Genomic DNA, 20,817 nt, shown 5'->3' on the forward strand with positions numbered 1-20,817 from the left:
TTCTTTGTGGGCCGCCTCGCGGCAGCCCGCGCTATTGTCATGATTGCACGACGTCAATTTCTTGGTTGTCTCACCGCGCTCAGCGGAAGCGTCGTATTGAGCGCGTGCGGCGGCGGTGGTAGTGGTACCGCGGATGCCGGCGGCTCTCCCCCGGGCAATGCCGCGAATCCTTCGGGCACGGCGGCAGCGCCCCCTGCCGGCACTGGCAGCGTCGGCATCGCCAGCACGACGGGTACGACGAGCTCTGGAATCACGACCTCGACGGGCGGCGCGACGACCGTGGTGAACGGCTCGTCGCCGCCGCCCTCAAGTGGAACGGTGTCCACCGACGGATCCGGCTCGACTTCGGGCGAAAGCTCCGGCTCTGCATCAGATCCGAACTCGGGATCGGCCGGCAACGCTTCGAACGTTTCGCCGCAGAACACGACCATCCCGCCGGCGACGGTGGTCATCGACAATCAGAACGCGTCGTGGACGCTGGTCGACGGGTCTGTCTACCGGAACGGCGTCGCAGCGGGCAACACCTACAACGTCTCGTTGATACTCTGGTACGGGGGTGTGATCTATCACGAAGGAACGGGCGGTCAGTTTTACGGATGGAACGGCTCGGGATGGCAATCGTGCGATGACCCACGTTTGGGCGGCACCTCCGCCGACGGCGCCGCGATCCCGCCCGCGTCGTATCTGATCGATAAAGTCGGTGCCATATGGACCGTGGCGAACGGCGTCGTGTACCGCGATCGGAGTGCCGTCGGCACGATGTCGAATGCGGCGCTTCTGCTGTGGTACGGCGGCAAGTTCTGGGCACAGACGACCGGCGGTCAGTTCTACGTGTGCGCCGATGCCGATCAATGGTTGCCGTGCAACGATCCGCGCATCGTGACCGCGGCGCCAGCCGGCTCGTTTCACGGTATCAACGGGCACTACGATTATCTCTATTCGACGACACAGCTTGTGTCGATCATCAAAACGCTCGGCTGCTCGACGTACCGGCTCAGCTGTACCGACAACCCGTCGCAGCTCGCCGCGGTCGTGGCGTTGGCACAAGCTTTCCAGTCAGAGGGCTTGACGCTTTTCGTGATAGTCGATGTCGGCATCTACGACAACAACGGCAACCTCTTCACGAGCGAATCGGCGGCGTACACGCGGGGTTTCAATTGCGCGGTCGCTGTGGCGGCCGCGTTGCAACCCCACGGCGTGACCATGTATGAATGCGGCAACGAACTGACGCGCGCAAGCGGGATCATCCTCGATTCCACCACCGCAGGAACGAAAGTGGTCGACTTCAACAATGCGAACTGGCCGCTGATGCGTGGCGCGATGCGCGGCATGATCGCGGGGGTGAAGTCGGTGCAAGCGGATGCGCAATGTGGCGTCAATTTTTGCGTCGCGGATATCGGCGCATCCGACGCCCTATGGGACGGCAAGCAGCCCGATGGCACGAGCGGCCATCCGACCGTACGGTGGGACTTGACCACCTGGCACAACTACGAGGTGTACGGCGACCTCTTCGATATCGGCTCCGACGGGTCCGGCCCGGGTTTCGATTTGCCCACCTACTGCAAGGCCCGATACGGCGTTCCCTTCGTGATTTCAGAGTGGAACACGGGGCCGGAGAAGACCGGGGCGTACCGGGCCCACTACATCGCGTCGCGCCTGCTCACTTATTACCAGGCGAGAAAGACGAAGAACATTCAATCGGCGATGTATTACGAGCTCGATAGCGGTGACGCAACCTACGGTCTGGTGATCAACGGCACGGCGCTTTCGCTTCCGTATGACGCGTTCGCGAGTTTTGTCGCGAGCCATCCCGACAGTTGAGCGTCCCGCTCACGACTGTCGCCCGCCGCGGCCGGCAATAGCCGACCCGCAACAAACCGTCAACTCCGCGGTTCGGCAACCGGTTCGTTGCCCTTCCGAAGCGATTCAAGGCGCAGAACGAGGAACATGATCATCGGTGACACAGGAGACAGGTGCCGCAGGAATGAGCCATAGTCCGGTTCGAAGATAGCCTGCGTTGCGATGAAACTAACCACAAAACAGAAGCACAGTTTCTCGAAGCGGCCTACCGGAAATAGCGATGTGGCCATGCGGAAGCGCAGGAACACAATCCAGAAGGTAAAGAACACGCCAAGACCGCCAAGCATCTGCAACGGAGAACCCGACGTGATCAGGCGCAACGGCAACACGAAGGTCGCAAGCGTAATGGCGACGTTCGCCACCCCGATGAACATACTGCTGCCCGGAATGAACTGAACGATGATTGAACCCACTTCATTCGGATCTCGCCACTCGTTGGCACTCTGCCGCGCAAAGTCCAACGATTGGCCGTAAACCTTCTGAAACACGACCGCGACGATCACGAACATGACGAGTGCGATCACGACCAACGCCAAAGGCTTTCTGAAGCTTTTCGGCGCGAGGTAGAGAAACACGGTCGCGACCAAAGTAATGGCCCAGTACGAGCGGAAGTAAACAGCGACCAGTCCTGCCAGCACCACGAACAAAGCCAGAATCGCGCGAGACGAGCTATAAAACAGCAGCAGCATCACTACGACAGAAATGATGAGCTCTTTCGACGGAATGCCGATGTAGACGGTCTGATTGACAAGCCAGAACGCAACGAGGACAAACTCGGCGGGCTTCAACGACTTGACACTGGAGCGCCAGATGGCGAAAAACATGCCGAGTGTCGATGCCAGAAAACCGGCAAGGGAGATTGAAAAATTCTCCAGCCCAAAGCCCTTGAAGATCCACGCGAGGTTGTCGAACGAATCCCCAAAGGCCTTGAACGAAGTGACGGTCTTCATCCGGTCGAAGATCTGGGCCTCATCGTGCAGAAAGCGCTCGGGCAGCAATGAATCGTGCGCCGCTGAAATGGCGTACAGCGCAATGAACAACAGGAACCACACCGCCGCTGACACGCCCGGACTCGCACTCTTGCCGATAATGCCAGGTATTTTTACAATGCGCATGCTTTATCTCCGAACGTGCACGTGACCGGTAAGGCCGCAAGCATTGCACGGCTGACGGTGACGTTCATGGCGTTCCCCAACCGGGTTGCCGATCCGTATAAGCTTCGGTCCCCTTGCCGATCTTGAGTGCCTGATACGTGCCCACGCTTGCCACGATTGTTCCGCTCACGCTGAGCAGCAGCAGCGTGTGGATGAAGCCGACTCCGAAGAAATGCGCCGTCGCAAAGATCAGGAAGATCAGGACCGCATTGGCCATTTGAATCATCAGATCAACCTTCTGCCGGTTCACGACGATAAACACCTGCGCCATCGAACCGTAGATCGCCATGGTGATGAAGTACGGAACGAAGAGCAGGTACACCGACATTGACGATTCCCACTGCTCGCCCATCTTCACATGAATAATGAGACTCAAGCCCGCGTAGCATGCGGCGACCAGCGCGAGGCTGATAAAAGTCAGCGACGTTAAAAACTGGCGGGTCGGATTCACGCCGCCTTTTCGTTCGCCGTCGAAGTAATCGATCAGATCGCGGCGGAACACGGCCCCAAGACTCTGCGACAACAGTGACGCGGGAAAATAGCCGACGCGGTACGCGAGCGCGAAGATGCCGGCGTCGCGATGGTCGAAGATCATCGGCATCAGAATGGCCGACGCATAGATCACGAAGGAATTCAGCGTCGTGGTAGGCACGCCAAATTTAGCGTACTGGATCTGAAGCGCGGACAGCTTCATGAAGGCAGCCGGGACCAGATTTCGCGCCGAGTAAAGATAAATGACGGCCGGCACGAAAGTGGAGGCTAGAAAGATCCAGCTATAGGTATTGAAGACGCTTGCGCCCGTGCACTCACCTTTTGACAGCGCCATCAGGCAGATGAAGTAGCCAGCGAACGCAGCATTCGGAAAGAATCGGATCGAGGCGATCTTCGCGTACTTCCTTTCGCTGGTCAGTGCGGCACACAGCGCCTGCTGCATGAATACACCGAACGCGAGGCAGATTACCGGAATGTATTCGAGGTGGCCCGAAATGATTGCGGCCACCGCGAGCGCAAGACCGATCAGTATGGCGACGGCGCTGGAGCTCGTCATCGCGCGCACAGCCAGCGCCTTTTCCGCCGTCAAGCATGCCACCTCGAGCCGCAAGCCGATCACCGAGCCGACGAAAAGACCGCCGGCCATCAGTTGGCTGAAGTAACCGAGATCCGTTGGCCCACAATACTTCCCGATTAGAAGTACCGAAACAAAACTGAGCGCCTGGCTGAGTACGACCCCAGCGACACTGACGAACGAGTGTTTGATATTCACAGTCTATCTACGCCGAAAGCCGGTTGGTTTGTTGAACGCACTTCAGGAGAGCGGTCCTCCATCTGTCGCCATGGCTAGCTTTTTTGCGTGTCCCCACTGGCCGGCAATCCGTCGAGATAAGACGCGTTCCGATAGAGCCCGGCACGCGCGCCCAGACTGTAGCGATACATTTCGGTGTTGATGCCGTTGAAGATCACACCCTTCACGTGCGCATTCGCCTGCTTCAACTCCTTGGTTGCCTCTATCACCTCGGCAATGGAAGTCGTCTCGAAGCGCGTGACCAGCAACACAGTGCCGCAGCTATGCGCGAGCGCGGTTGCGTCGGACACGGCGAGAACAGGCGGCGTGTCGATCAGCACGATGTCGTATTCGCTTGTGTTCGCGAGGAATTGCTGCATGCGCTCGCTCAACAGAAGCTCGGCGGGATTCTCCGGCGTGGCGCCGCGCGGAACAAAATCGAGGCCCGGTACGACGTCACGCATGATGATTGACTCAGATTCACCATCCGACGACGACAGGTAATCGGCCAGTCCGGGCTTGCAATCGACACCGAAGTACTGCTCGAGGTGCCCCCTGCGGAAATCCGCGTCGATCAACAACACCCGCTTGCCGGCCGCCGATACGACCGCCGCCAGATTGGCGCAAAGAAACGACTTGCCAACCTGCTCCGTCGGGCCGGTCAGAAGCACGCGGTTATTGCCGGATTCCGATTCGAGCATGGCAAAATGCAGCGCAGTCCTCAGCCGGCGCAGGCTTTCGATCGATGCGTCGCGCGGAAACTCGCTCGCGAGCAAGAACTTGTCGCCGGCCGGCGGGTTCGGCGTCTTGCCGATTCGCGCGACTCTCGCCTGCGACAGCGGCACGGTCGCATAGACGTTGAGACCCGTTCGCTCTTCGATCTCCTCTGCATCGGTAATGCCCCGATACAGCGCTGCGCGTGCGAACGCGGTGCCCACGCCCAGTATCAGACCGCCCAGCGCGGCGTAGATAATCACCAGGAGCTTGTTCGGCTTGATCGGATCTTTCGGGACCACCGGGCTATCGACCAACCGCACCGTTCCCACCTTGCCGGCACGCACAAGTTTGAGTTGCTGCATGTTATTCAACATGCCGACGTATAGTTCGTTGTCGACATTCACCTCTCGCGTCAGACGCACGGCGTTCTGCTCCAGGTCCGGCAACGCCTGTTCCTGCTTCGACAGCGTTTCGACCTTGCTGGTCAGCATGCCGATCTGCTGGTTGATTGCCTGAATGCTCGGATGATCCGGTGCGTAGAGCGCACTCATTTCAGCCCGCTTTTGCTTCAGCTCGAGAAGGCTGCGCTCGGCCGCCACGCTTTGATCGAGATACGATTTGCCTTGCTCGCTCAGATTGAAGACGCCCATGCGGTTGCGCATGTCGTTGTAGCGACCTTCAGCGCGCTCCAGGTCGCTCTTGAGTTGCGGAAGCAGATCGCTCAGGAACGAGAGTGACTTCTCCGCTTCTGCCGCCTTGCGCTCGAGGTTCTGGTCGACATACGCCTTGCCGATTTCGGCGAGCGTGCCGGCCGTGAGCAACCGGTCGGAACCCGTCAGCGACGCCGCGATGATGCCGCTGTCTTTTCCCTTCTGCGAAATGTTGAGCTTGTTCTGCAGATCTTCGATCGTCTTTTCACGCGACTGCCTCACCAGAACGAATTCAGTGCCCGGCTTCGCGTTCAGCGAATCGACCCTGAGCGTGATCGCGCCATCAGGCAGTTTCATGTCCAGAGATCCGCCGACGACGCCCTCGATCGGTTGGTCGAGATCCGATTGCTCCAACCGGTAGCGGCCGCCGTTCAATACGGTCAATACGAACTTCTCGCCTTCGAATGCTTCCGGAACGTTGAAGCTGGACACTTTGATCGATTCTTTGCCCCACGCATATCCGGCATATCCGAATATGCCTGGCTGAGAAAGGCTCGTGGCTTTCCGGCCCACCCAGTCGCCAATTAACGGAAAGCGTTTCGGCTTTGCGCTGATATCAAGGCCGAGATCATCAACGGCTTTGCCCACCACCATTCTCGACTGAAGTAATTCCATCTCAGCCGTTGCCTCTGTTTTGACGTCGAACATGCTGGAGACGTCACCCAGAGGGCTTTTCGAATTGTTGGTTGGTAGGCTGTCTTCGACCTGAACAAGAATATCGGCTTGGTAAACGGGCCGCGCGATATACGCGTAAGCCACACCCAGTGCGAGGACACTGCCGGCGATTCCTCCGACAAGCCAACGGTTTGCGACAAGCACGTCCAGATACCGCGACAGGTTGACATCGTCATTTCGTAGCGCAGCAGCATTCGCAAGCGGAGAATTGTGATTCATCGAAAACCCCACGGATCGATATTCGAAAAAGTCGGAACCTGCATGGGTGCGCAGACACCGCGGCGTACCAAAACAATGCTTGTCACGGGACGGCCACAATTAACCACAATGCAGAGTGTGGGATCCTGGCGTGCAACGCACCGGCGCAGACATCCCCACACGTCGTACCCACCCGAGCGCTCGGGACAAATCGTCTTACCGTCTAAAGGAAAATTCCGCCTGTTCTGGCGCGGTCTTCTACGTTCTCCAGCGCCCGACATATCACGCCAGAAACCAGAGAGATTTATTCATACCAGCAGCAATCGCAGATTAACTTATGGCTTACAGCACCACTGTACGCTGCCGCACATTCTCATTTCTCGCCACAACGGCACAATGCAATTGAATCGCCAGTAATTGGACAGACATATGAAACCCTTGATGCGTGAGATATTCACACGCGCTCTACTTGTCGCTGGTGTGCCGACGGCGGTTAGAGCGCTATTGTGGCGCGACCGTGTCGCGATACTGCTTTATCACGATCCTACGCCCGCAACGCTCGAAGCGCATCTTGAATATCTGAAAGACAAGGTGGAGTTCGTTCCGCTTTCGGAGGCAAACTCGCGCGGCAACGGCCGCCCGCGCGCCGCAATCACTTTCGATGATGGTCATGTTGGCAATGCCGACCTGTTACCCATTTTTGTCAGGTACGGCGTGCGCCCCACCATCTATATCTGTAGCAGCGTCGTGGCGCAACAGCGGACTCACTGGTTCCTGGATCCCGTCGCCAAACGTGCCGACGTGAAGCGGTTGATCCGCATGAAAAACGACGAGCGCCTCGCGGAATTGGCCGCGCGGGGTTTTCAGCAGGACCAGCTGAGCGAGTCGGCCATCGTGAGTGGCCTGAGCGCCGCCCAGATCGAAACGATGCGCCCTTATGTCGATTTTCAGTCCCACACGCGCTATCACCCGACGCTGACCCGCTGTGACGACGACGAATGCTTTGAAGAACTTGCCGGCTCCCGCATCGAGGTTGAGCGCCTCGTCGGCAAGCCGTGCGAGCATTTTGCGTATCCCTACGGCATTTACGGTCCGCGCGAAGTCGCGATGCTGAAGGTAGCCGGCTACAAGACGGCACGCACGACCGATGTTGGATGGAACGATCAAAGCAGCGATCCGTTCCGGCTCAAGGCGTTCGACATCGACGACGACTCTTCCGTGTCATGGTTTGCCGCGCAACTCACCGGCTTCACGCTGGCGCCACGCTATCTTCGGCTGGGCCGTGTTCGGCGCTTCTGCGAGCGGCTTCGTGGCAGGTCGCGGCCACTGAATCAGACGTCGCAAGCGCAGCGCCCGCAATAACGTGTAGTGTGAAAGACTCGGTCCTTCGGCGCGCGGCATCGAACAGATCGCGGTCGATCGTAACGACAACGTCTGGTCGATGAGTTCGGCCAACGATAAATTGGTTGGGGAGAGACTGGGACGGGACCGCCTGGCGAATCAGGAATCGTCGGTCATTCCTGACAACTGCCTGCAAAGCAATTTTTCATAACAAACTTAATTGTCTTCATCTCCCTATAGCGACAAAGGGGCAACATGCGCAAGATCTTCATCATGCATCCGGGCAACGCCAATTATCCGGAAATCACGGCCTACAAGAATTACTTTCAGAATCGCGGCGCGGATGTTCTGATTGGATCGACGAGCGAATTCCGAAAACTCGAAAAGAAGGACGACGTTATTCTTTGGTCAATCATGGGTTTCTACCCGGACCGCCTTGCGTCCGACTTCGTCATCCACGATTACCGTTCGCTTTCCGTGGGCGGCTGGCCAGCGATGAAGGACTTCGCGAAACGGCACTTCAACTGTCAGCCGAACCTACGAATCTTCCAGAACAAACGGCAGCAACAGATCATGGGCTTTGGCGCCGGCATGCCCAGCGTGATTTTACCGATGGGTGTACCGAACTGGATTTTTGAAGTTCAGGAAGAAAGCGGTCAGGATGAGAAGAAAGCTGACTTCTGCTATATCGGCGAAATGAGCGTCGAGCGTGGCTTCGATCGCGTGCTTGAAGCGTTCATCAAGAAATACTCGGACAGGAACAAATCGCTGCTGCTCGTCGGCAAGCCGGATCCACACATCCACGAGAAATTCTCGAAGACGGAAAATCTGATCTTTACCGGTCCTTTACCGCAGCGTGATGCGCTGAAGCACGTGGCCGAGTCGGATGTTGCCGTTTGCTATTTCCCCTATCACCGGCCGCACTGCTATCAGACGCCGACCAAACTGCTCGAGTATGCCGCGCTAGGCAAGAAGATCTTATGTAACGACTCGCCATCCAATATTCAATGCTGCGAGGAAATGGGCATCAATAGCGTAATCACCACAGCAAACATCTTCGACGGAATCGATGAGGAAGCCATGCGCGGTGCAAAAACCAATCGCCGCTCGGACTTCGCCAATCTGATCTGGGACAAGGTGATAGAGCAATCCAACGTCGTATCATTTTTGCCAGAGGATCTGAAGCTGAGGCTCTCCTGACCGGCTCATTAGCGGGATTTTTCTCCCGGCAGAGCTTTTGCCCCGACGGCGGCAATCTGTTCAGACGCAGCGACCCTACTAGACTCACGGAACAGAAATGCAGATATTCATTCTTCATCCTGGCAAGGCGAATTACCCAGAGATAGATGCTTACACCAAATATTTTTCGGAGAACGGATGCAACGTTTCTTCGGGCACGCCGAGCGAGTATCGGCGGATCAAGAATCCCGAGGACCACGTTCTTTGGTGCATCATGGGCTTCTACCCGAGAACCCCGACCGCGAAATTCGTGATTCACGATTATCGCTCGCTGTCAGTCGGTTGCTATCCCGTGCTGAAGGACAGCATCAAGAAGAAATTCCACCCGCGTCCCGACCTGCGAATTTTCCAGAACGAGTCGATGCGCGCAATGATGGGCTTCGACGACTGCGTGGATACCGTCTTCCTGCCAATGGGCGTGCCGGACTGGATCTTCGCGACGAGCGCGAACCGCAATCAATCGCTCCCCACCGGCACGTATTGTTACCTGGGCGAGATAACGCGGGAACGCGGCTTTGACGGCCTGATTGCCGATTTCCTGGCCGCAAAGCAAATGTCGGACACTCTCGTGTTAATCGGGCCGGTCGAGAAAGAGATCTCGGACTCGTATCTTCGCTCGCCAGGCGTGGTATTCACGGGACGTCTCGCGCAGCGCGACGCACTCGCGGTGGTGCGCAATTGCGATGTCGCCATTTCCACCATTCCGTACAGGCGTCCGTATAACGTCCAAACGCCAACCAAACTACTGGAGTACGCGGCGCTTGGCAAAAGAATCATCTGCAATGACTCGCCATCAAACCTGAACGCCGTCGCCGAGTTCGGCATTCAATGCAGGGTGACGGGCCCGAATGTGTTCTCCAGCATCTCACATCTCCGCCGCGACATGGTGCCGCTGAATGATCCTTCCACACTACTGCATCTGCGGTGGACGAATGTGATCGCCGCTTCGGGGGTGGATCGCTACCTCGCGCGAATTCAAAAATGAAAAATGGTTTGCGCGTTCACTCGTGCAAACCAATTCCTGATATTCCTGAACAGGTACCCGAGCCGCTCGCTCCGCGTTAGCCCCCCTCCCTCCCCAACTATTCGCTCAGCGCCGGACGCCCCTGACGTATGCCTTTCAGCAGGGCCGAATACAACTGCACCATATCGTTGTAAAAGCGGTCTTCGCTGAATCGGCCGCGCGCTTCCTGTTGCGCGCCGCGTGCAAGTTCTTCCCGGAACACGTCGTCCGCCATTATTCTCTTAATCAGCGACGACGCCTGCGCGGCGGTTCGATAAAGAACACCGGTCGATTCATGACGAACGGTGTCGATGTTGCCAGCGCAATCCGTTGCCACCACCGGCGTACCGAGCGTCATGGCTTCGATCAGGGAGATCGGCATGCCTTCCCATGACGCCGTCGACAGATAGATGTCCGCCTGCGCCACCGCTTCGATCACTTCCGAGCGCGCGACCCATCCAGTCACCCGTACACCCGCGTCGATGAGCATTCCTTTCAGGTCCGCGTCGCCGTCGCCAATCCATACGAGCTCGACCCCATCGCGATCCAATGAACGTGCAATCTCAGCGAAGAGTTGGGGATTTTTTTGCACGCGAATTCCGCCTACCGTTACGATTCGGCGCTTGTTCCCCGCGTCGGTTTTTCTTGCGCTTCCCAGATGATGGTCCGCCTGTTCGGCAACGGCCTTGTCTATCGCATTTTCGATCAGCACGGCGTCTCGCCAAAGGTGACGTCGGATCGCGGAGCATTCACTTTCTGAGCAACCGACATACGTGCAAGCTTTTACACTCGCAAGCCACTCCAGTGCGGCAAAGCAATGGCGCTTCACTTTGCCAACGTCGCGTCTGACGAAAGAGATGCAATGCGGGCTATATAAAAACGCGGTGGAAGGAAGACTGAATAAGGTCGAAACTCGTCCGAGGAAACCGGCAAACGACGAGTGCATGTGAACGACGTCCGGATCCAATTGCGCGAGTTGCCGACGCAGCCCGGACAATATGCTCGTGAGCGACGGACCTTTCATCTGAAGATGTTCGAGAACCACACCCGGATGGAACATCGAATGCAGATTCTTTGGCGTTTCTTCCCGTCTTGAATAAATCACATAGACCTCGTGACCTTCCTTGACGAGCCGCGTCGCAAGTGTGCTGACTACCATCAGCGTTCCCGTAGCGGTCGATTCAACCACGTGGACTATTCTCATGGCATTTCTCTCATGAACTGTGCATCCTTGACGGAGACCATTGGCGATTCGTCGGCGTGATCGGCGAAAGCGTGCTACCCGCGGCGCGCGACGAATTGGATCGCGGCCTAGTAAGCTCCGTCTTTCGCAAAGACGACTTTGACGGTCCTCAGGAGAATGCCAATGTCGAACGCCAGCGAGCGGTTCATTGCATATTTGACGTCGAGCGCAACCCGCGTCGGATAATCGACATCGTTGCGCCCGCTCACCTGCCACAAGCCCGTTATTCCCGGCCTCATCGCGAGGTAGTAGCGCACATCGCGTCCGTATCGCACCAGTTCTTTCTGGACCACGGGGCGGGGTCCAACCAGGCTCATCTCACCACGCAGCACGTTCCAGAGCTGCGGCAACTCATCGAGACTCGTCTTACGCAAGATGCGTCCCACCGGCGTAATACGGATATCGTTCTTCAGCTTGAAGTCACGTTCCCATTCCGCGCGAGCCCGCGGATCGGTTGCGAGCAATTCTGCAAGAACCTTGTCCGAATTCATCACCATAGAGCGGAATTTCAGGCATTTGAAGGTACGTCCGCCACGGCCGATTCTAGGGTGACCATAAACAGCGTTTCCTTTGTCGCGCATCACGGCCAACGCGATAATGACTAGCACTGGTAAAAGCAGAACAAGCAGGATGGAAGCAACACAGACGTCCATGGTTCTCTTCATCACGTCGTCCCACCAGACGAATAGAGAATCCGCGTTCGCCGTATTTGAATGATCAAAGGCCCCCTTCTTTAGATCGACATCGAGATGCGTGTCGTCCAGTTTCGGATCCGCGGCGGCGTCAGAATCAGACATGTTATCTCCTTAAAGATGCAGCCACCTCTGGGGATAGCGCCGGCGAGGACGCCAAGGCGAAATGCGGTGCTACGCGCATGGGCAGTAGCAAAGAAGGATCTATTACGGCCTCAGATCCTTAATGTTGTTTCGGATTCGCAATGATCGTAACACTCCGCTCGGAGTCAAAATGTTATCGATCGCGCATACTTACCCATCTTGCAGTTGGATCGCGACACGCCGTTAAAATTACCGAAATAAGCGCTTCGAACGCACTGACTATCGTTAACTCTCCTCAGTAACGAACACACCTTTTTATGACAATTAACTGCCACGTCACACTCATTTCTTATCAGACGTTTTTCGCGCCTTAAGCCGAGCGCTTATGTTTTTCTGAACAAGCCAGGGCGCCATACGTCTATAACCGATGCGTGCGGCCACGAGAGACGCGGAAACTCCGGCAACTGCACGCAACGCCGCTACGGCTTCGTAATGAAATGCCACAACGCCGAGCACTCTGTATCGGATATGTGGTAATGAGGCATGGCTTTGCGCAACATCACATCGGCTGGGTCGATGCCTTCTCTCAGCGCCGTGCAGAAGGATGTTTGATCGTAACTACTCGCCGGACCGCCTCTTCGACTCCTGGCGGGAAGCAGGTTGGCGGCGGTCAAGGGTGGCGCGAATCCGTCGGCCGCACCGGTTTGCGAGTGGCAGTTGGCGCAACGGGTGGTCGAGCCGGGCAACCTATGATCGTCGCCGCGCAATTGCGCCGCGAGCGCATGCTGCCCGTTAAAGATCGAGCAGCCAAGTTCGTTCGACCGACAAAGCGGCGCGGCGTGCGCAACATACGTGGTGCACGCCGCAGCGAGTGCCAGTGCGCGAGCCGCACGCGTTGCGGTACCGCGTAACCGTAGTGCCATCATTGGATCTGCACCGTGCGCGACACGCTCGGCACACCCTTCGCGTTCAGACCAAACAGCATGTAGTAACCCGGCACGACGACACCCGGATCTGAAGGAATATTGATCAGATATTCGCCCGCCGTTCCTACCGTGAAAGTCACGGGTACACGACGCTGCTCGTTGTTAACCGAGTGGGTGGATGACGACATGCGCATCAGCGCAAAAGCCTGGATGCCACTGCCGCCTGTTACGGCGATCGTTGTACCGAGCTGGGCCGTTGCGGGCGCTGCCGTGAGGGTCGGCCGGGTTGCCGCCGAGCCGTCCGCATTGAGCAGATACGGTGGCGTCAGTATTTCGAGGTTCGTGTGATTCGTCGAGCAACTGCCGCACAGGCCGCTGCCGCCACTCAGTACGCGTCCGTCGGACAATAGCAGCGCGATGCTGTGGTAGTTGCGCGGCACGGCTTGCGGCGGGAGTACCGAGAACCTCTTCGTGGTGGGATCCCACAACTCTGGCGCCAGCACGCCGGTGTCGTCCGAGAACGGTTGCGCGAACGCCTGTCCACCTATGACGACCACCTGACCGTTCGGCAAGACCACGCTGTTGCTAAAAGCGCGGCGGTAGTTCATCGGCGCGAGCGTTTGCGTCACGGCCGTGCCGCTGCTAATGTCGATCAGCGTGGCGTTCGAAGTCGCGTTGGACTGCTCGTAGCTCGGCGCGCCGCCCACAGCCAGAATTTTGCCGATGTCGTACATGACGGCGTTGCCGTTCATCGCATCGGCATCACTGCCCCGGTTGCCGGCCGGTGTCACGTTGCCCGCGCCGGCCGTATCGAACCAGTGCATGGCCACGCTCGGACCCGCGTGGAAGACACGGCCATCCGCCACCGCGAACAGCCACGCGTGGTTGTCGGAGCGGAAAATGCCGCCCGCGTCATTCGTGACGATATAGTCGGCGAGAATCGCGCTGTTGACTTGCCAACCCGTGCTCGGCGTCCAGGTTTCCGCGGTCTTGCCGCCCTGGCCTCCATTCCATGACCCGCCCACCAGGAAAGCGTTGCCATTGCTCAACGTTACGCTGCCATGGTAAGCACGCGGAATATTCATTAGAGGACCTGACGACCAGGTTCCGGTCGACGGTGTATAGAAGCTCGTTTTGTCGCTGCTGGATCCACCAGTGACATACAGACGGCCATCCGGAAGATTGACGATACCCGGGCAGAACATGTCGTGACCGGTGTTCGTCACGAGCACCTGATTGCTGGTGCCGGTCGTCGGGTTGAAAACGGCGGTGTACGTGTTGCCCGGAGTTATTTCGCCCGACGTAAAGTCCAGCTTTTGATCAGCGGACCATACGACCACGTTGCCATTGGGCAGGTTCGCCGCAGCGGCCGGCACGATCGAAAGGTTATAGGGCGTGGTCCACTTCGCGGGCAATGTATTCGCGGCCATGCCGCTGATTTGCCACGTCTGCAGAGCGGTTCCGCTGCAAGGCTGCTGCGTGATCTGCGAGCCTTGCGCCGTTAGACTCGCTACAGCCAGACACAAATTACTTTGCGACGCGACGATTGCGAAGCCGCCATTTTGCGGTATCAGTTGATAGCTTTGATTCGCCTGGCCATTGCAGGTCCACTGGTCCGCCCCGGTGCCCGCGTCCGTGCTTTGACCGTAGATATCGAGGCAAAGGTTGCTGTTGACGTTGACGAACTGATAGAGCCCGTTGTTCTGCGTCAATGTCCAATGCTGGTTATACCCGCCGTTGCACGTCCACTCGATAACCAACGCACCAGGCGTTGTCGACTCGGCGTTGACGTCCGCGCACAAGGTCGTACCGTTGACCGTAAGCGTGCTCGACGTCTGCGCGTCGGCAGCCGTGGAAAATGCTGAAAGTGTCGACATGACTGAGATTAGCAGCAGCGCTCTCACGAACCTGTCGAACAATTGGCAAATAATCTTTAACGATCTATTTTTTGACATGGCCTCGATCCAATAAGCTATACGCGCGCTAATGCGCCCAGTACATCGCAAACCTGATCTGCGCGAGGCAAGTCGTCACTGCGCCAGCGCAACATCCCGTCCGCGTCGAAGCAGTAGATCTGCGTCGAATGATCGGCAATGTTGCCGAGCGGCAGCGTACTCCCCGAAAGTGCGACGCGCACCCGGTCGACGTCCTGCAAAGTCGGTGTGGCCGCCCGCCACTCAGGTCCGGCCTGAAAGCGCTTGAGCCACGCATGCAGCGCGGTTGGCGAGTCGGAAAGCGGATCGATTCCGATCGACACCAACTGAACCGGATAGCGAGTGTGAAGCTGCGATATACGTTGCTGAACGGTGCTAAACAACGCACCCTGCAAAGGACACACTGAACTGCATCCTGTGTAAATCGTCTGCATCGCAGTCACTTTCCGATGCAACAAATCGCTTAGCAGCTGTTTCCGGCCGCTTTGATCAACCAGCCAGACGTCACCGAGACGAACGGGCGGCGTAACGAGTCCTATGCTTGCGTGCTGTGCAAACCCCGGGAAGGACACGCCGGTTAACGCTGCGGCTGATACGCCGCGCAGCAACGCACGGCGCCTCGAATTCTGAATCGGCGCGCGCGCACATACCGCCGCGCGAGCCCGAGCGGATTGACGAAACATGGCGATCATTTCCCTGAATATCTAACGGCCTGCAGGACCACGCGTCGCCATTTGTCGACGCGCGATACTGGTCAATAATGTGCACGACTCGCGCGACGGCTTTGTTCGCGTTTGGTTGGCGAATCTGTGACATTTCCAAGCGTAGCAGGGAACTTGCATGAGATGGTGGTATCAGGTCCGCGACTTGCTGCACTCTGTGGGTTTGGTCACATTGCTCTTATAGCCTCAATAAAACTGCTTTTATTTTCCTGTGCAGTAGTCGACCGTCCTTATACTTTCCTCAATGCGAGCGCTGCAGCAATCTTCTTAATAAACGCGTTCAGATAAATCGCGTTATGCGAGTTTGTTCGCAATTCGCAATGTTCGCCGTGCCAGATATTTTGTGATCGTGATGCCAGCGACGGTTGACACACACGTTTGACTTGTCTGGACCAGCGATGCCACTGCATTAGCAATCGATGTTCATCGCCGCACGTAACTTCAGCGTTTCCGTGCCAGCATGAGTCGGTAGAAGTTTATAGTCGAGCCATGAAACTCAGACTCTTCTCCCTATGCGTCGCTCTGACACTGGTGTGCGCCCAACCAATGCCGACGCTCGCCGGGGCAGGTTCTGCCACCGCCTCGCTAAAGCAACTCGTCGCACTCCAGCCGCCGCCAACTGGCAGTGGCAGGGACCGCTTCGCAATGGACGTCAATTGCAATCTCTGGAGTGCGGATCAGAAGGCGCTGGGTGAATGTTCGAAGGACCTGGATCTGATTGCCGGACTGGGCGTCGGCACGGTTCGCCTCGGCGTCTCGTGGGAGTTCATGACGCTGGCCGATGGCGGCACGCTGGACCCAAACAAAGTCGCTTTCCTGAAGTCTCTTCTGAACGCCGCACGCACGCGCGGCATGAAGATCCTTTTCCTGGTCGGCATGTACGCGCCTGCCAGCGCATACCAATGCTCGGCCACCCAGGATCCGCCGACCGCATCGTCAGCGCGATTCGACTTTTGCGACGCGACATTCAAGAAGTATTTCGGCTCGCTGATGGACGTTGTTCTGCCATTCACGGCTGACATCGAGTTGTTCAACGAGACCAACTGGTCGTTCTCCGCTTCCGACCCGTCTTACGGCGATCCGAACGGTATTTCCGGCTACATTCTGAATCGCAGCAAGACGCTCTATTCGGCAGCCAGGCAGATTCTGAACACGAAGAGCCAGTCGGGGTACAAAACGGTTCTGCACACTCAGGGCATCTCATACTTCTACAACTCGGCGTACCCGAACAACGGCTGGCAACCGCCAGCAGGCAGCCAGTTGATTCAGGCGACCGACTACATCAAGGCGATGGGTAACAACGCGAATAGTGCTTCCAGCCCGTTGAACACCACGATCGATGTCGTCGACATTCACCCGTACTTCAGCACCGGCGACTACGACATGATGATGCAGGCATTGATGATCACGGTGTCGAACCTCGTCAGCAGCGGCGCCAAGCCAATCTGGCTGACCGAAACCAACAACGGCACCGACCGTACGGACGCCGGACAAACGGCCGCATTCAACAAGTTGAAGATTCTGATGAACAAGGGTTCGGTGACAAAGGCGTTCTGGTATGTCGTGCGTAACGGCGATCCGAGCAATGGCGAAGGCGACGGCTATTCGATCTACGACTACAAGCGCAATCTGATCCGTCCGCAGCTTGCAGCCGCGATTCAAGCCTACACCGCGACTATTCCGCGTTCGCAGCGCTTCCTGTCGGGTGCTTACCTAACACCCATCAAGTAATCCCTTATTCTGTAACTCATGAACGAAGCGGGCGCCGACTATGGCACCCGCTTCGGTTTCCTTTCTGACAGCGGTTCGCCCGCCTGGCGGTTTGGGCGATGCAAGACGGCGATTTACGCCACGCTGGCTCGCGAAGACACCGCGTGACTATAAAAAGATCAATTGTCGTCCTTCGAGCTCCTCGCGCGTGCCACGCAAAGTGCGCATGCAAAGACACCAATCGCCACGCCGACCAACAGACACGCGGCATGCGTCAGGAAACTTACCATCTTCACTCCTTTAAGGACCCGATCAATTCTTTCAAAGCGTTGAGTTGCACGTGCAATCTCACGTCGCGTTGTGCGACGTTAGCATCAAAGACATCCACCAATGAACTCGAGCGCCGGCGTGAGGCATGCTACCAGACCTTTGTCGGAACGCGTTCGCTGTTGGCTTTGAATGGGCAGCATTTTGCTGCCGGTGAGCTGCCCGCGATCGCGGTATCCAGAAGTCGGAATCGCCGTCGGCCGAACCGTCAAGTTTGTTCATTGCACGGCGAAGGGCTGTGGTTGGCCGCCTACTGCCTGACACGGTCGCCCTAATTCGGACCCTCAGTCACCATTCCGTTTTGGCACGCAGTAATGGCCGCTTTGGCGGTGGAACGGTCGCGTGCCGACGCTTTGCCGCCTGGCTGCCTCGCCACCCTTCCAGACGACTGGCGTCTGGAGGTCTGCTTCTTGCTCCGGCCGAAGGTCAGGAACCGCCCCACTTCAATGAAAGCTTGCGTTAGAGTTGAATTCCGCCGATCCCCACAGAGGTTGACCAAATGGAAACCAAACGCTCCGAGCTCGACGTCTCTACTTCCAGCACTACGGTAGTTGGACTCATAGAATTGGCGACGCACGCCATCGATCTGCTCGCGCGCGATCAGATCGACCCACGCTTCGCGAGGAAACTCTGGAAGCGCATGTCAAACGAGGCGGAATGCATTGAACAGCAATCGGGCGAGCTGACGTCTACCCTTGAGAAAACGCTCGAGCAACTCGAACACGCAGTGACGGACCACCAGGCAGATGACCTGGTGCATGCGGCCGCCGCACTCAGGGAAGAGACCGGGATTAAAGAAAAGAAGGCGAAAAATAAAAAATAGAACAGCGCCGCCCGCTGGCTAAGAGCCCAGGGCGACGACCGTCCTCCTGAAAGCGCTAAGGATCGCCGCCGGAATGCGCGGCGATCGCTCTTTTCGTTATGTGCTACAGCGGGTGCCGCGCAGCCTCAGAAAGGCCACCACCCCTTACCGCCGCTGCGGTCGCCATCGCCATCACCATCGCGCTGGCCGTTATCGTGATCGCCTGAGCCCCGCCTGAAATCAAAAAGGTCAAACAGATCGCCAATCGCGGGCGCATTAACTGGCACGTATGGGTTTTTGCCGCGCTGGACCGGGTTTGGCAGGTTGTCGCGACTGCGTCCGGTAATCGGCGGAAGCCCCCAGTTGCGCTCAATGAACTTGACCAGAGAAGCGTGATCGGCGTAGCTATGGGAAATGCGTCCTCCGGCCGAATACTTCGACACTGCGATCATCGGGATACGCGAGCCGTCGCCAAAGTAGTCGATGGGCTGGACATAGCCGGAATCATAGTAGCCGCCGCCCTCATCCGTGGTGATAAGGATCGCCGTCGTAGCCCATAGCTTCGGATCGCTTTTCACCGCATCGACCAGTTTCCTGACGAACGCTTCGTAAAGGCCGAACTTCGACGATGTAGGATGCCCGTCGAGCAGTCCGCCTGGCTTCACGAACGATACCGCCGGCAGATTGCCCGCGCCGATGTCCGCATACAGGTCTGGCAGGTCCGCCAGATGCGTGTCCCGGACCTGCTGATTCGTCATGATCGACGTCTCGTACAGGAACGGATTGCAAATGTTGCAATAGACGCTTTTGGACGGATCCTTGATGAAGCTGCGCCAGCCTTCCCCGTAGTACTTCCACGGGATTTTGCGATCAAGCAGCGTATCCCCGATCGTGCGCACCGGTGACGGAGGGATCGTATACGGCGACTTCGACCTGTCGAGTACTGTGCCGTCGCCGTTATATCCCGGGTTGTAGTTGTTCAGCAGGTAATAGTGCTTCGACGCACAGTTCGGCTTGGGATCATAGGGCAGCGATTCAAGGTACTGGCGGATCGGGCCGACGCCGGGCTGGCTCGCGTCCGAACAATTGCTATAGCTGCCGCCCGAGTAGCCGTCCTGCGTGTACCAATTGTTGGTGCCGGCCAACGGATCGGGGTTTTCGATCTGGTCCGAGGGCGGCGTTGCCGCGTTGCCGTTGCCGTCGGTGTAGTAGTACGCGTCAGCCGCGCCGATCATGATGCTGTTCGCCCCCGTGCCCCCCATCACCGGTTGATGATAGTTGTCGCTCATCGAGTATTGCCGGGCCAGCTGCGTGAAGTACGGCATGTCGCCGTTGTTCACGTTGTAGAAGCCGAGCGCATTCGAGCCTTCGCCGGTGGTCTGATCGGTAAAGGGCGTCGGTTGCGGCTTGCCGTTGCTTCCCGCGCCGATGGTCGTCTCGACCCACGCGAACAGATCGCCAAGGCAACCGCTAGGATTCTCGCGACTCGCATGCGCGACCGCACAGTCCGCTTGCTGCCACGCCTGATAGAAGCGGTGCACCGGACCGCCCATGTACGCCTCGTAGAGCGGTGGCTGCAACAGATAGGGACCGCTCAGCAACGCGTTGTAGTTGGCCACCCGTGAATCCTTCACATCCGTCGGCAGTCCTGTCGCGCCGGTCAACAACTGGTCGATGTCGGACGCCTCGAGTGCCGTCCCTTCGGCCTGGGCGGCCGCATCGTGAGTCGCGAACGGTGGCGGGCTTGCGTCGCTAGCCGCGGTCGGCGCTCCGCCTGTCTCGGGGGCGGGCAGCGTCCCGTATGGAGTTTTATTCGGTGGGGCGATCGAGAATCCGGCCGGTGCGCTCAATTGCGCCTGATATTGCTGCGCCTTCCTGAAGTTCGGGCCCGGTGAACCGTCTGCATTGACGATGCCCCGCGACAGCAGGTTCCAGACTGACTGGCCTCGTGCGGGTTGGTAGGTGCCGAACACGTGGTCGAAGGTTCGATTTTCGCCGACGATGATGATCACGTGCTTGATTGGCGTCAGCGTTCGGGACGCGAGATCGTCGCCTGCCGCAGACACGCCTGTGGGCAATGTAGCGAACGCGAGTGCAGCTACCCCCGCAAGCCCGGAAATAGAAAGTCGTAAGTACGTCTTATTGCATCGTTGTGACAGGTGGAATATCGCCATTTGCCGCCTCCTTACCGTTGGTTA

The 20,817-nt window shown here is 57.8% G+C and carries 13 protein-coding genes and 1 pseudogene; 6 read left to right on the top strand and 8 right to left on the bottom strand.

Annotated features, from left to right (window positions below):
* The first annotated feature begins 39 nt into the window (after positions 1-39).
* Positions 40-1,821 carry a hypothetical protein gene (locus tag F6X42_RS12570; protein WP_222945578.1) on the top strand — a complete coding sequence of 594 codons (1,782 nt, stop codon included), beginning with the start codon at positions 40-42 and terminating at the stop codon, positions 1,819-1,821.
* A gap of 59 nt (positions 1,822-1,880) precedes the next feature.
* Here the strand turns inward: F6X42_RS12570 and F6X42_RS12575 are convergent, their stop codons facing one another.
* The 3 genes from F6X42_RS12575 to F6X42_RS12585 all read right to left on the bottom strand — a co-directional run bounded on the left by F6X42_RS12575 (position 1,881) and on the right by F6X42_RS12585 (position 6,617).
* Positions 1,881-2,975, bottom strand: coding sequence for a hypothetical protein (locus F6X42_RS12575; RefSeq protein WP_187634535.1), 1,095 nt, complete (start codon positions 2,973-2,975; stop codon positions 1,881-1,883).
* Between the two features lie 64 nt (positions 2,976-3,039).
* On the bottom strand, positions 3,040-4,278 hold the full coding sequence (locus F6X42_RS12580) for a lipopolysaccharide biosynthesis protein (protein WP_187634536.1): 1,239 nt from the start codon (positions 4,276-4,278) through the stop codon (positions 3,040-3,042).
* Positions 4,279-4,352: 74 nt separating this feature from the next.
* Positions 4,353-6,617 (bottom strand): polysaccharide biosynthesis tyrosine autokinase, encoded by a 2,265-nt coding sequence (locus F6X42_RS12585; protein WP_187634537.1) that lies wholly within the window; start codon positions 6,615-6,617, stop codon positions 4,353-4,355.
* Between the two features lie 408 nt (positions 6,618-7,025).
* On the opposite strand from F6X42_RS12585, the gene F6X42_RS12590 reads away from it, so the two are divergent.
* The 3 genes from F6X42_RS12590 (at position 7,026) to F6X42_RS12600 (ending at position 10,161) form a co-directional block, all read left to right on the top strand.
* The gene (locus tag F6X42_RS12590) at positions 7,026-7,958 is read left to right on the top strand and encodes a polysaccharide deacetylase family protein (RefSeq protein WP_187634538.1); all 933 of its coding nucleotides are present in this window, start codon (positions 7,026-7,028) and stop codon (positions 7,956-7,958) included.
* Positions 7,959-8,192: 234 nt separating this feature from the next.
* Positions 8,193-9,137, top strand: coding sequence for a glycosyltransferase (locus F6X42_RS12595; protein ID WP_187634539.1), 945 nt, complete (start codon positions 8,193-8,195; stop codon positions 9,135-9,137).
* A gap of 97 nt (positions 9,138-9,234) precedes the next feature.
* Entirely contained in the window at positions 9,235-10,161 is a 927-nt protein-coding gene (locus F6X42_RS12600; RefSeq protein ID WP_187634540.1) for a glycosyltransferase, read from the top strand.
* 97 nt (positions 10,162-10,258) lie between these two features.
* Here the strand turns inward: F6X42_RS12600 and F6X42_RS12605 are convergent, their stop codons facing one another.
* From F6X42_RS12605 to F6X42_RS12620, 4 genes and pseudogenes are all read right to left on the bottom strand, one after another.
* Complete coding sequence (locus tag F6X42_RS12605) at positions 10,259-11,383, bottom strand: glycosyltransferase (RefSeq protein ID WP_187634541.1); 1,125 nt, start codon at positions 11,381-11,383, stop codon at positions 10,259-10,261.
* 107 nt (positions 11,384-11,490) lie between these two features.
* Positions 11,491-12,090: pseudogene (locus F6X42_RS12610) on the bottom strand (sugar transferase); the annotation flags it as partial.
* Between the two features lie 1,030 nt (positions 12,091-13,120).
* Positions 13,121-15,079, bottom strand: a complete 1,959-nt coding sequence (locus F6X42_RS12615; RefSeq protein ID WP_187634543.1) for an RICIN domain-containing protein — start codon at positions 15,077-15,079, stop codon at positions 13,121-13,123.
* A gap of 17 nt (positions 15,080-15,096) precedes the next feature.
* On the bottom strand, positions 15,097-15,741 hold the full coding sequence (locus F6X42_RS12620) for an SCO family protein (RefSeq protein ID WP_187634544.1): 645 nt from the start codon (positions 15,739-15,741) through the stop codon (positions 15,097-15,099).
* Between the two features lie 684 nt (positions 15,742-16,425).
* Between F6X42_RS12620 and F6X42_RS12625 the strand changes: the two genes are divergently transcribed.
* Together F6X42_RS12625 and F6X42_RS12630 are read left to right on the top strand one after the other, a co-directional pair.
* Positions 16,426-17,511: a glycosyl hydrolase gene (locus tag F6X42_RS12625; RefSeq protein WP_187634545.1), complete on the top strand. Its 1,086-nt coding sequence runs from the start codon at positions 16,426-16,428 to the stop codon at positions 17,509-17,511.
* A gap of 805 nt (positions 17,512-18,316) precedes the next feature.
* Positions 18,317-18,640: a hypothetical protein gene (locus tag F6X42_RS12630; protein ID WP_187634546.1), complete on the top strand. Its 324-nt coding sequence runs from the start codon at positions 18,317-18,319 to the stop codon at positions 18,638-18,640.
* Positions 18,641-18,765: 125 nt separating this feature from the next.
* Here F6X42_RS12630 and F6X42_RS12635 read toward each other — a convergent pair whose 3' ends face one another.
* The gene (locus F6X42_RS12635; RefSeq protein ID WP_246530071.1) at positions 18,766-20,793 is read right to left on the bottom strand and encodes an alkaline phosphatase family protein; all 2,028 of its coding nucleotides are present in this window, start codon (positions 20,791-20,793) and stop codon (positions 18,766-18,768) included.
* Between the last annotated feature and the right edge of the window lie 24 nt (positions 20,794-20,817).

Origin of the sequence: Paraburkholderia podalyriae (assembly GCF_014397785.1) — a bacterium.
Classification (GTDB): Bacteria; Pseudomonadota; Gammaproteobacteria; order Burkholderiales; family Burkholderiaceae; genus Paraburkholderia; species Paraburkholderia podalyriae.

Excerpts from the sequence above, each read along its gene's own strand:
- F6X42_RS12570 (WP_222945578.1), top strand. The coding sequence starts at position 40 with ATGATTGCACGACGTCAATTTCTTGGTTGTCTCACCGCGCTCAGCGGA.
- F6X42_RS12575 (WP_187634535.1), bottom strand. The coding sequence starts at position 2,975 with ATGCGCATTGTAAAAATACCTGGCATTATCGGCAAGAGTGCGAGTCCG.
- F6X42_RS12585 (WP_187634537.1), bottom strand. The coding sequence starts at position 6,617 with ATGAATCACAATTCTCCGCTTGCGAATGCTGCTGCGCTACGAAATGAC.
- F6X42_RS12590 (WP_187634538.1), top strand. The coding sequence starts at position 7,026 with ATGAAACCCTTGATGCGTGAGATATTCACACGCGCTCTACTTGTCGCT.
- F6X42_RS12595 (WP_187634539.1), top strand. The coding sequence starts at position 8,193 with ATGCGCAAGATCTTCATCATGCATCCGGGCAACGCCAATTATCCGGAA.
- F6X42_RS12600 (WP_187634540.1), top strand. The coding sequence starts at position 9,235 with ATGCAGATATTCATTCTTCATCCTGGCAAGGCGAATTACCCAGAGATA.
- F6X42_RS12605 (WP_187634541.1), bottom strand. The coding sequence starts at position 11,383 with ATGAGAATAGTCCACGTGGTTGAATCGACCGCTACGGGAACGCTGATG.
- F6X42_RS12615 (WP_187634543.1), bottom strand. The coding sequence starts at position 15,079 with ATGTCAAAAAATAGATCGTTAAAGATTATTTGCCAATTGTTCGACAGG.
- F6X42_RS12620 (WP_187634544.1), bottom strand. The coding sequence starts at position 15,741 with ATGTTTCGTCAATCCGCTCGGGCTCGCGCGGCGGTATGTGCGCGCGCG.
- F6X42_RS12625 (WP_187634545.1), top strand. The coding sequence starts at position 16,426 with ATGGACGTCAATTGCAATCTCTGGAGTGCGGATCAGAAGGCGCTGGGT.
- F6X42_RS12630 (WP_187634546.1), top strand. The coding sequence starts at position 18,317 with ATGGAAACCAAACGCTCCGAGCTCGACGTCTCTACTTCCAGCACTACG.
- F6X42_RS12635 (WP_246530071.1), bottom strand. The coding sequence starts at position 20,793 with ATGGCGATATTCCACCTGTCACAACGATGCAATAAGACGTACTTACGA.